The following is an 11,755-nucleotide window of genomic DNA, read 5'->3' as shown; positions in this document are numbered from 1 at the left end:
GACAGCTTCGACGTCAGCGGCCTGCCGGTTGCGCAGGACACCGCACTGGTGGAAGCCGGCCTCGCCTACGATATCGGCAGGGCCACCACGCTCGGCCTCACCTATACCGGCCAGTTCTCTGCCGGCGTCAACGACAATGCCGTCAAAGCCGATCTGACGGTGAGGTTTTGAGGCAGCACAGGAAATAAACCCGCCGGAGGAACCGGCGGGTTTGACCTGGGCCTTGAAGGCCAGTTCTCGCGCAGCCATTGCCGGATCGAAATACGATCTTACTCCTTCCATATCGCTGTCCTATGCCGATACGGTTGACAGGCAGGCTACGCTCAACCTCCAGTGCTCGTTTTTGTCAGCAACTGCGCACACCGCATCGATCGAAGGGCAGGTCGGCCAGTTCATCGAGGCCCATGGCTTGCAGTGCCGGGTGAGAGAGCGGATCACGGCGCCAGTGATCCAATGTATCGTGATCGACAGGGCTGCTCTCCTCGCTGGGCGGAACGAGAGTCTCTGCAAACCATTTTATTAGCCAGAAAATCTTCATCACACAGCTCCCATGAATCGAGGAATATGCTATTTTGATCCCGTTCTCTGCGGTCATCAATCAAGAATGGCGATATCTTGATGTAGAAAAACTGGATGAAGAATTTGCATGATGAAGAATTTGAATAGGGTTCACATCAACGGATTGCGCGCTGTCGAGGCAATCGGGCGGCTGGGATCATTGCCGAAAGCCGCCGCCGAGCTTGGTGTTTCGGTCAGTGCGGTCAGCCAGCAATTGATCCGCACGGAAGCACAGATCGGCCATGCGGTGTTCGACAGGACCCGGGCGGGACTGGTCCCGACCTTCTTCGGCAAGGCCTTCATCGCACGGCTCGAAGAGGGCTTTCAGCATCTGTCGCGCGCCGTGGCGCTGGCGGACGATGTCGAGCAGACCCTGCTTCTCTCCGTCGCTCCGACCTTCGCGTCAAAATGGCTGGTGCCGCGACTGGGACGGCTGCGGGCGGCGCATCCCGAGATGAAGATCCGCATCGATCCTTCGCCTGGGGTGCTCGACCTGAAGAGTTCCGACATCGATCTCGCGATCCGTCTTGGCAGCGGCGAGTGGCGGGATGGCACGCCGGAATGCCTGCTGCCGCAAAGGATGTTCCCGGTCTGCACGCGCGGCTTTGCCGAACGCCTGACCGGACCGGCGGATATTTTCCGCCAACCGATCATCTGTTACGAAAACCCCATGTTCAGCTGGGACGAATGGCAGGCCGCTGCCGGGCTCGATGGCCCGCTCGCCTTTGATGGTCCGACATTCTCCGATCCGTGGCTGGCGGTCGAGGCAACGATCAGCGGGCAAGGCATCATGCTGGCCTGGGAGCTCTTCGTCGAAGACGCGCTGGCAGACGGTCGGCTGGTCGCACCCTTTCCGCTGCGCGTGCCCTCCAATATCGCCTATTGGCTGGTTTCGCCGAAAAACCGCAAGCCGACCCAGCAAATGCAGCATTTCCAGGCGTGGATCCGTTCGGAAATCGCCGAAGACAACCGCGCGCCCACCGCATGATCTGTTGACAAGTTATACTGAAGTTTGAACAGTGCGGCTCACCACCATACGGGTTGCGTTGGGAGGACTTCATGTCTATGCGCGCGGTTATCGGCTTTTCAGTTTTTCTTCTCTCAGCCTTGGTTTCAGGGGCACCTGCCGGTGCCGCCGAAACGAATCGCGACATTGTCACGACCAAGGATGGCGACTATTTCGGTTTTGATCTGCGCACCGAACAGGACGTGACCCTCGACCAGTGCGAGGCGGTCTGTCTGGCCGAGACGAGCTGCAAGGCCTTCACCTACAACCCCAAGGTGAAATGGTGCTTCATGAAGTCCGACTTCAATGAACTGCACAGTTTTCCCGGCGCCATCGCCGGCAAGGTGGTTGAAACGACGAGCGAGCCGGATATCGGCGCCCCGCCAAGACTGGCATTCCTGTCCGACCAGCTTGTGCAGGATGCGCGCCAGGTCAAGGCACGTCTTGCCCTGACGGACGAGCAGAAGGGGCAGGGCGCCGCCAGCCTGAAGGAAACGGCCCGCGCACAGCTTGCCGCCGGCAACATCGAAAATGCGCTGAATGCCTTCAAGGGCGCGCTGGCGGTTTCGCCGGAGGATGCGGATCTGTGGGTGGAGACCGCCCGCGCTGCCAACCGCGCCGACAAGAACACCTATGTCGCCGGCCAGGCGGCGCTGGCCGCCTACAATGGCTATCTCCTGACGCGCACGACCCAGAGCCGGGCCGATGCCCTCGCGGTGCTGGCAACCGCGTTGCAGAATGCCCAGAACTATCGCGCCGCGCTCAACGCCTATAAGGCGAGCCTTGCGCTTGTCGATGCGAAGACCGTCAACGCCGCCTATCTCGATCTGAAGGCCCGCCAGGGATTCCGTATCGTCAATCATACCATCGATGCGGATAGCGCTGCGCCGCGCGCCTGCGTGCAGTTCTCCGAGCCCTTGGTCAAAATGGGTACGGACTATGCGCCGTTCGTGACGCTGGACGGCGTCGCCCCCAAGGCGGTCGAAGCCAAAGGTAGTGAGATTTGCGTGGAAGGCCTGACCCACGGCCAGCGCTACAAGCTGGCGCTACGTGCCGGCCTGCCGTCCTCGGTCGGCGAAGCGCTGGAAGGTCAGGTTGATCTTGATATCTACGTCAAGGACCGCTCGGCCGTCGTGCGCTTTACCGGCGACAGTTTCGTGCTGCCCAGCACCGCGCGCCGTGGCATCCCGATTGTCTCGGTCAATACCACCAGCGCCAACCTGAAGCTGTATCGCATTGGCGACCGCGGCATCGCCTCGCTGCTCACCAGCTCGCAGTTCCTCACCCAGATTGATAGCTACAACGCCCAGAAACTGCAGGATGAGTCCGGCGAACTGGTCTGGCAGGGGGCGATCGATATCCAGTCCGACCTCAACAAGGATGTGGTCACCAGTTTCCCGGTTGACGAGGCTTTGCCGAAACGCAAGCCGGGCGTCTATGTGCTGACCGCCGTTTCCACCGATGCCCACAGCAATGAATGGGATTCGCAGGCGACCCAGTGGTTCGTCGTTTCCGATATCGGGCTCTCCACCTATACCGGTACCGATGGGCTCAATGTCTTTGCCCGGTCGCTCGCAACCGCCCAGCCATTGATCGGCGTGGAACTGCAGCTCCTGGCCAAGAACAATGAAATTCTCGGCACCGCGATCACCGATACGGACGGGCGTGCGACATTTACCGCCGGATTGCTGCGCGGCACGGCCGCCATGACACCGGCTGTGATCACCGCCAAGAACGGCGACGCGGACTATGTCTTTCTTGATATGACGCGGGCCGGTTTTGACCTGTCCGACCGCGGTGTGACCGGCCGCACGGCTCCCGGCGCAATCGATGTGCTCGCCTGGACGGAGCGCGGCATCTACCGTGCCGGTGAAACCGTGCACGCGTCGGCCCTTGCCCGCGATATCGGTGCCAAGGCGATCGAGAATCTGCCGCTGACCTTTGTGTTCCGCCGCCCGGACGGGGTCGAAGACCGCCGCATGGTCAGTGATGGCGCAGCCCTTGGCGGCCACACGCTCGATCTGGCCTTGCAGGCGAATGCCATGCGCGGCACCTGGAACATGCAAATCTATACCGACCCGAAGGGTTCGCCCATCGCCGAAAAGTCCTTCATGGTCGAAGATTTTGTTCCCGACCGGGTCGAGTTCGACCTGACGAGCGAGGCAAAGGCCATCACCGTGGGCACGCCCACGCCGGTCAGTGTCGATGGCCGCTTCCTCTATGGTGCGCCGGCGGCAGGTCTCACGCTGGAGGGCGAGGTCAGCCTCAAACCGACGCACGAGGATGCCAATTTCAAAGGCTATCGCTTTGGTTTGGCCGACGAACAGGGCAACCAGGACACGCGCATTCCGCTCGAAGATTTGCAGGCGCTCGATGAGAACGGCAAGACAACCTTCGATGTGACGCTGAACGAAGTCCCGTCAACAACCCAATTGCTCAACGCCAATATTGTTGTGCGCATGCAGGAGGCGGGTGGCCGGGCCATTGAACGCAATCTGACATTGCCGGTGAAATCACAGGGCGCGAAGATTGGCATCAAGCCCGCGTTCGATGGGGATCTGGCCGAAAATGCCATCGGCAAATTCCATGTGATCGGCGTTGACAACAACGGCCAGAAACAGGCCATGAGCGGCCTGAGCTGGAAACTTGTTGCCGTCGAGCGCAATTACCAGTGGTACCGGGATGGCAGTTCGTGGAAATATGAGCCCATCATTTCAACCAAGCTGGTTGCCAATGGCACGGTCGATGCAACCGCCGATGGTGCGGAGATTTCCGTTCCCGTGACCTGGGGCCGCTTCCGCCTGGAGGTTGAAACGGCTGATGTGGAAGGCCCGACATCCAGTGTCGAATTCGACGCGGGATATTATGTTGCCGCCACCTCGACCGAAACCCCGGACGGGTTGGAGATTGCACTCGACAAGCAGAATTATGCGCCGGGCGATACGGCAAAGCTGAAAGTATCGCCGCGTTTTGCCGGCGAGCTTCTGGTGACGGTCGGTGCCGAGAGCCTCGTAGCGACGAAGCGCCAGAGCATTCCCGCTGAAGGCGGCGAGGTGGAAATTCCGGTCACCGCGGACTGGGGCGCCGGTGCCTATGTCACCGCAACGCTCTACCGTCCCGGCAATGACCGGGACAGTCACATGCCGATGCGCGCCATTGGCGTGAAGTGGTTGGGGGTCAATCCGGGGGACCGTAATCTCGCGGTGAAGCTGGATACGCCCGAGAAAACATTGCCGCGCCAGCCGCTGAGCATTCCGGTTCAGGTGACCGGCGCAGGCGTTGGCGATACAGCCTATGTCACGGTTGCCGCCGTCGATGTCGGTATCCTCAATCTCACCCGTTACGAGGCGCCCAATCCCGACGGCTGGTATTTTGGCCAGCGGCAGCTGGGTCTGGAAATCCGTGATCTCTATGGCCGCCTGATCGATGGCTCGCAGGGTGCTGCCGGCCGTCTGCGCACCGGCGGCGATGGCGCACAGATGCCATTGCAGGGCAGTCCGCCCACGGAAAAGCTCGTTGCCTTCTTCTCCGGTCCGGTCAAGCTTGACGCGGGGGGCAAGGCCAATGTGAGCTTCGACATCCCGCAGTTCAACGGGACGGCGCGGGTCATGGCGGTTGCCTGGTCCAAGGCCGGTGTCGGCCATGCCAGCAAGGATGTCATCATTCGCGATCCCGTCGTGGTAACGGCAAGCCTGCCGAAATTTCTGGCGCCCGGAGACGAGACGGCGCTGCGGCTTGATATCGCCAATACGGATGCCCCGGCAGGCGACTACCAGTTGCAGGTGACGAGCAATCAGGCCGTCGGCGTCGAGCAGCAGGCAGCCGCACAGACCGTCAAGCTGACGGCGGGCGGAAAGTTCAATCTGACACTGCCGCTCAAGGGCCAGCAGACGGGTGACGGCGTTGTCTCAGTCAAATTGTCAAACGCGGCGGGTATTTCGCTGGAGCAATCGCTGAACATTCCGGTCCGCCCGGCGTCGCTGCCGATCACAGTGCGCAATCCCATCAAGATCGCACCGAACAGCACGCTGAAGATCGATCGCGAATTGCTGGCGAGCAGCCTGCTGCAGGGCGCATCGGTCAGCCTCAACGTGTCGCGGTCATCGGCCTTCGATATACCGGCCTTGCTCATGACGCTCGACCGTTATCCCTATGGTTGTGCGGAGCAGACGACAAGCCGCGCCATGCCGCTGCTATATCTCAGCGAGTTGGCCAAGCAATCGGGCCTTGCCGACGATGGCGATGTGCAGAAGCGCGTGCAGGAGGCAATCTTCCGCGTCCTGTCCTATCAGTCCTCTTCCGGCAGTTTCGGCCTGTGGGGTCCGGGTTCGGGTGATCTCTGGCTTGATGCCTATGTCACGGACTTCCTGACCCGCGCACGCGAGCAGAAATATGACGTGCCGGAAAAGGCGCTCGTTCAGGCGTTGGAAAACCTGCAGAATTCGCTGAGCTATGACGTGAATGTCAAGGATCAGGGCAATCAGATCGCCTATGCGCTCTATGTTCTCGCCCGCAACCGCAAGGCTGCCGTCAGCGATCTGCGCTACTACGCCGATACGAAGCTGTCGGAATTCCCGACGCCATTGTCGCGCGCCCATCTGGCGGCGGCCCTGGCGCTTTACGGGGATGCGCAGCGGTCGCAGAGCATCTTTACCAATTCGCTGCAGATGTCGACCAAGGCCACCAATGTCAGCCTTGTGCGCTCGGATTATGGCTCGTCCCTGCGCGACGATGCGGCGGTTCTGGCGCTCGCAGCGGAAAGCCGCCCGGTCCCGGCCATCATTCCGCAGCTGTCGCAGATCGTTGCCAAGGAATGGGAGCGGAAGGTCTATACCAGCACGCAGGAACAGACATGGATGCTGCTGGCTGCCCGCGCCATTCAGGGCGGCGACAACGATCTGAAGCTTGCCATCAATGGCGTGGCGCACACGGGCGGCTATGCCGCGCGGATGACCGGCGACGAGCTGATCGCCCAGCCGGTCAGCATCACCAACGGATCGACCGAGGCCGTTTCGGCTGTCGTGACAACCGTTGCTGCACCGGCCCAGCCTTTGCCCGCTGGCGGCGATGGCTTCAACATCCAGCGGACCTACTACACGCTCGACGGATCGGAAGCCAATGTCAGCGAAGCCAAACAGAATGAGCGCTATGTCGTTGTCCTCAAGGTCACCGAGAACAACAATTGGCCGTCGCGGGTGCTGATCACCGATCTTCTGCCCGCCGGTTTCGAGATCGACAATCCCGGCCTCGTCAACAGTGCACAACTGTCGAATTTCGACTGGATCGGCGAAGTCGAAGCCGCCCATACGGAATTCCGCAGCGACCGTTTCGTTGCCGCCTTCGATCGCAACACCGGCGACAACAGGGAAATCACCCTGGCCTATGTGGTCCGGGCCGTGACGCCGGGTACCTACGATCATCCGGCAGCTAGCGTTGAGGACATGTATCGTCCGCAATTCTCCGCACGCACGGCCACGGGCCGGATGGAGGTCGTGGCGGCACAGTAAACAAACCTTGGTTCAAGACCGGTTGATCCGATGATCACGTGGCGCACATTCTGTATCGGCATCTCCGCCAATCTGGTGGTGGCGACGGCGCTGGCCTTCGGCCTTGATCTTGCCGACAAAAAGTTTCCGCCGCCGCTGGAAAAGGCGGTGGAAGTCTCGCCGGAAGTGGTCGATGCCAATGGCCAGTTGCTGCGTGCCTTCGCCACGTCGGAGGGGCGCTGGCGCCTGCGGACGACGGCCGCCGATGTCGATCCGCAGTTCATTCGCATGCTTGTCGCCTACGAGGATCAGCGCTTCTGGCAGCATCGCGGTGTCGACCCGCGGGCCGTGGCTCGCGCCGCACTGCAACTGGTCCGCAACGGCCGCATCGTTTCCGGCGGTTCGACCCTGTCCATGCAATTGGCGCGACTGATCGAACCGCGGGAAGGGCGCTCGCTCAGCGCGAAATTTGCCCAGCTGGTGCGGGCGCTGCAGATCGAACGGCGTCTGACCAAGGCGCAGATTCTCGATCTCTATCTCACGCACGCACCCTATGGCGGCAATCTCGAAGGTATCCGCGCGGCCAGCCTCGCCTATTTCGGCAAGGAGCCGCGCCGCCTGACCGTATCCGAATCCGCCTTGCTTGTGGCGTTGCCGCAATTGCCGGAAAAGCGCCGTCCCGACCGCAATCTCGCGGCTGCCGAGACAGCGCGCGAGCGGGTTCTGGAGCGCATGGCCGTTGCCAAAGTGGTGGGTGAGGGTGAGGCCGAACGTGCCGGGCTGGTACCCATTCCTGCCCGCCGCCTGCAGCTTCCAGCCTACGCCGCGCATTTGGCGGAAGCCGCCTTGCGCCGGGAGCCGCAGGTCAACCGGCACCAGACCACGCTGCGCCGCCCGATTCAGCAGGGCCTTGAAGCCGTTGCTAAGACTGCAGCGGCCAAGCTTGGCCCCAAAGTATCGATCGCCATGGTGATGGCCGATGCCCGCAGCGGTGAAATCGTCGGCGAAGTGGGCTCTGCCGATTATTTCGATGCCAGCCGCTCCGGCTGGATTGATATGACGCGGGTGATGCGTTCGCCCGGATCAACGCTGAAACCCTTTATCTACGGCCTGGCCTTCGAGGACGGGCTCGTTTCGCAGGAGACGATCATCGAGGACCGTCCAGCGGACTTCTTCGGTTACCGGCCGCGCAATTTCGACATGAGCTATCAGGGCGATGTCAGCATCAGGCAGGCGCTGCAATTGTCGCTGAATGTGCCTGCCGTCCGCCTGCTTGACGCGGTGGGCCCGACGCGGCTGCTGGTCCGCTTCCGCCGGGCGGAGGTGAGACCCGTGCTTCCCGCCAATGAAGCGCCGGGTCTGGCGATCGGTCTCGGCGGTGTCGGTATTACACTGAAAGATCTGGTGCAGCTCTACGCCGCGCTGGCCAATCGCGGCAGACCGGTGCTTCTGGGGGATGGTATCCAGGGCAAACCGCAGCCCATCGAAGCCGAACCGCTGCTGGAGCCGGTGGCCGCATGGCATGTCGCCGATATCCTGTCGGGTGTCATGCCGCCGCTGGGCGCAGCGCAGCGCGGCATCGCCTACAAGACGGGCACGAGCTACGGCTACCGCGATGCGTGGTCGGTCGGTTTCGATGGCAATTACGTGCTTGGCGTCTGGGTCGGCCGTCCGGATAATGGCGCTGTGCCGGGTATCACCGGTTTCGGCACGGCGGCGCCGATCCTGTTCGAGGGGTTTGTCAAATCCGGCGTGCCGGTCACGCCGCTGCCGCGCGCGCCAGGCGGTGCGGTGCGCATCGCGCAGGCGCAACTGCCGATCAGCCAGCGCCGCTTCACCCGGACATCGAACGGTCTGCTCGCTGCAACGACGCGCGAACCGGCGCCGCAGATCGTCTATCCGCCGGAAGGCGCGCGGATCGAGCTTGGAGCGAAGACCGGCGGGACCCTGTCACCCCTCGCGCTGAAACTGCAGGGGGGCCGGGCGCCGTTTCGTTGGCTGGCCAATGGCAAGCCTTTGCCCGATATGTCGCGCCGTCGTGACAATCAGTGGGTGCCCGATGGAGCGGGTTATTCGACCTTGACGGTCATCGATTCTGCCGGCCGTGCCGCCAGTGTCCGCATCTTTGTCGACTAGAAACAAAAAAGCGGCGCCGAAGCGCCGCTCTGGTTTGACCGGGATCGTTACCGGCCCTGGATCATCGATGCGATGATGCCGGATGCAATGCTGACCATGACGTAGTCATTGTTGACGCGCACCCAATGATAACCGCGCGGCGGTGTCTTCAGGTGATAGCGATGATAGTCGCGCACCACGTTGCGGCGGTAGTTGCTGGGCAGCTTGTGCCCGCGCACCCAGCGCGTCTTCTTCACGACGGTGCGTTCGTTGACGACCCGCTTCTTGACCATCCGGTCCTGCTGCTGATGGCCATAGCCTTGCTGCTGCTGCGCAAAGGCTGCAGGTGTTGCAATCAGGGAAATGGCAAGGGCTGCCAGGGCGATCTTTTTCATGTTGGTTCCTCGTTCATTGCAGGGTTTATGATCAAACACCATGCTGTTTTACGAGGGGCGAGATGAACCAAAACTGAACGTCAACCTAAACAATTTGTAATGTTTTAAATGGCTTAGCTGGCGCATGAATGGTGTCGTGGATTGGTTGCCCTCCGCCCGCGGGCAGCATGCGCGGGGCGGAAGGCACCTGCTTCACAAAGCTCAGGCGTAGCGGCCGATGCCGAGTTCCGATGCGTCGACATCCGGCGTTTTGCCGGAAACAATGTCAGCCAGTACCCGGCCGGAACCGCACGACATGGTCCAGCCAAGGGTGCCGTGGCCGGTGTTGAGGTAGAGGTTCTGGTATCTGGTACCGCCACCGATAATAGGCGGGCCGTCCGGAGTCATCGGGCGCAGGCCGGTCCAGAAGGTTGCCTTCGACAGATCGCCGCCGCCGGGGAAGAGATCGCCGACCGAATGCTGCAATGTGGCTTTGCGCGCATCGCGCAAGGTCAGGTCATAACCGGAGATTTCCGCGGTGCCGCCGACGCGGATGCGGTCGCCGAGCCGGGTGATTGCCACCTTGTAGGTCTCGTCCATGACAGTGGATTCCGGCGCGCAGCTGGCATCGGCGATAGGGACGGTGATGGAATAGCCCTTGATGGGGTAGACCGGCACCGGTACGCCGATGCGGCGCAGCAGAAATGGTGAGTAACTGCCGAACGCAACCACATAGGCATCCGCCGTCAGTTCTTCCGTCTCCGTCGACACGCTGGCAATGCGATTGCCGCTGGTGTTGATCGAGGTAACAGTGGTGTTGTAGCGGAAGGTCACACCCTTCTCGGCTGCAAGGGCCGCCAGCTTCTCCGTGAAGATCTTGCAATCGCCGGTTTCGTCGCCGGGAAGACGCAGACCGCCGACGAATTTCTCCCGCACATTGGTAAGGGCCGGCTCGGCGGCGATGCAGCCTGCGGGATCAAGGAGTTCATAGGGCACGCCGAACTGCTTGAGCACTTCGATATCGCCGCCCGTACCGTCATACTGGCTCTGCTTGCGGAAGAGCTGCAGGGTGCCCTGACTGCGCTCGTCATAGGCAATCCCGGTTTCCGCACGCAAATCACGCAGCGAGTCGCGGCTGTATTCGGCGATGGGGACCATGCGGATCTTGTTGCGGGCGTAGCGCGCCGACGTGCAGTTGCGCAGCATCCGCACCAGCCACAGCGCCATATAGGGGTCGAATTTCGGCCGCACGACGAGCGGACCGAAATGCATCAGCATCCATTTGATGGCTTTGAGGGGAACGCCGGGACCCGCCCATGGCGAGGAATAGCCGGGCGAGATTTCACCGGCATTGGCAAAACTCGTCTCCAGAGCCGGACCGGGCTGCCGGTCGACCACCACCACCTCGTGGCCCGCCTGGGCGAGATACCAGGCTGACGTGACGCCGACGACGCCACTTCCAAGGACGAGAACTTTCATAAGCGGAACGCTCCTTCAAACAACGCGAGATATGCCAGCCATTTCCGATGCCGGCGCAAGAGTGACTCGCACTCTGGGATGCCGCGGAAATTCTTTCCAGAGTTTTCTTGGGGAATGCGCTGAAATGTCTTGGTTTTTTGGAGTGCGCGCCTGAATTCTGGGCAAAATAAAAGGCCGGGTAAACCCGACCTTCTCAAATTCATCTCTGCTGTCAGTGCCAGTACATCCGTGGTCAAAGACGCGAAGAGGAATTATTTTTAGCCAGCCTGAAGCTGGTCAGCAGTCATCTTGCCGGACTTGTTGTCACGAACCAGCTCGAAGCTGATCTTCTGACCGTCATTGAGGCTGCGCATACCAGCGCGCTCAACTGCGGAGATGTGAACGAACACGTCTGCCGAACCATCGTCTGGCTGAATGAAGCCGAAGCCTTTTGTGGAATTAAACCACTTTACTGTTCCAGTGCTCATAATGAACCCTTTCAAGGAATATGTTTTGGTCACCTACCATGCGACTGCACGATAGTTTTAGCTCGATTTTTGAAGAAGGATCGTTGAGAGCGCTTTGGCGCAATAAAACTAATAACAAACTACCAAATACCGATGGGTCATACATAGTGACTGTGAGACATTCCGTCAATGCTGCGCCAGAAAAAATAATTTAATTATAAAAACTTAGCGGAATTCGACTAATGATTCTGATGTTTTTATTGAACAATATTTCGCCAATACCAGCGATCA

At 60.8% G+C, this 11,755-nt stretch carries 7 protein-coding genes; 3 read left to right on the top strand and 4 right to left on the bottom strand.

Annotation, left to right across the window (positions count from 1 at the left end; all coding sequences use genetic code 11):
* Nucleotides 1-346: 346 nt before the first annotated feature.
* Entirely contained in the window at nt 347-538 is a 192-nt protein-coding gene (locus ACP7B1_RS21000) for a hypothetical protein (RefSeq protein ID WP_346307331.1), read from the bottom strand.
* 108 nt (nt 539-646) lie between these two features.
* Between ACP7B1_RS21000 and ACP7B1_RS20995 the strand changes: the two genes are divergently transcribed.
* From ACP7B1_RS20995 to pbpC, 3 genes are all read left to right on the top strand, one after another.
* Nucleotides 647-1,546, top strand: coding sequence for a LysR substrate-binding domain-containing protein (locus ACP7B1_RS20995; RefSeq protein WP_346307330.1), 900 nt, complete (start codon nt 647-649; stop codon nt 1,544-1,546).
* A 77-nt stretch (nt 1,547-1,623) separates the two neighbouring features.
* Nucleotides 1,624-7,071, top strand: a complete 5,448-nt coding sequence (locus tag ACP7B1_RS20990; RefSeq protein WP_346307338.1) for an alpha-2-macroglobulin family protein — start codon at nt 1,624-1,626, stop codon at nt 7,069-7,071.
* Nucleotides 7,072-7,101: 30 nt separating this feature from the next.
* Nucleotides 7,102-9,186 carry a penicillin-binding protein 1C gene (pbpC, locus tag ACP7B1_RS20985; RefSeq protein WP_346307329.1) on the top strand — a complete coding sequence of 695 codons (2,085 nt, stop codon included), beginning with the start codon at nt 7,102-7,104 and terminating at the stop codon, nt 9,184-9,186.
* 47 nt (nt 9,187-9,233) lie between these two features.
* Here the strand turns inward: pbpC and ACP7B1_RS20980 are convergent, their stop codons facing one another.
* The 3 genes from ACP7B1_RS20980 to ACP7B1_RS20970 all read right to left on the bottom strand — a co-directional run bounded on the left by ACP7B1_RS20980 (nt 9,234) and on the right by ACP7B1_RS20970 (nt 11,485).
* Nucleotides 9,234-9,560, bottom strand: a complete 327-nt coding sequence (locus ACP7B1_RS20980) for an RcnB family protein (RefSeq protein ID WP_288194877.1) — start codon at nt 9,558-9,560, stop codon at nt 9,234-9,236.
* A 201-nt stretch (nt 9,561-9,761) separates the two neighbouring features.
* Complete coding sequence (locus ACP7B1_RS20975) at nt 9,762-11,018, bottom strand: D-amino acid dehydrogenase (protein WP_346307328.1); 1,257 nt, start codon at nt 11,016-11,018, stop codon at nt 9,762-9,764.
* 257 nt (nt 11,019-11,275) lie between these two features.
* On the bottom strand, nt 11,276-11,485 hold the full coding sequence (locus ACP7B1_RS20970; RefSeq protein ID WP_091881096.1) for a cold-shock protein: 210 nt from the start codon (nt 11,483-11,485) through the stop codon (nt 11,276-11,278).
* Between the last annotated feature and the right edge of the window lie 270 nt (nt 11,486-11,755).

This window comes from Phyllobacterium sp. SL163, from assembly GCF_049896885.1.
Taxonomy (GTDB): Bacteria; Pseudomonadota; Alphaproteobacteria; order Rhizobiales; family Rhizobiaceae; genus Phyllobacterium; species Phyllobacterium calauticae.
This window is presented reverse-complemented; position numbering and strand designations above follow the sequence as displayed.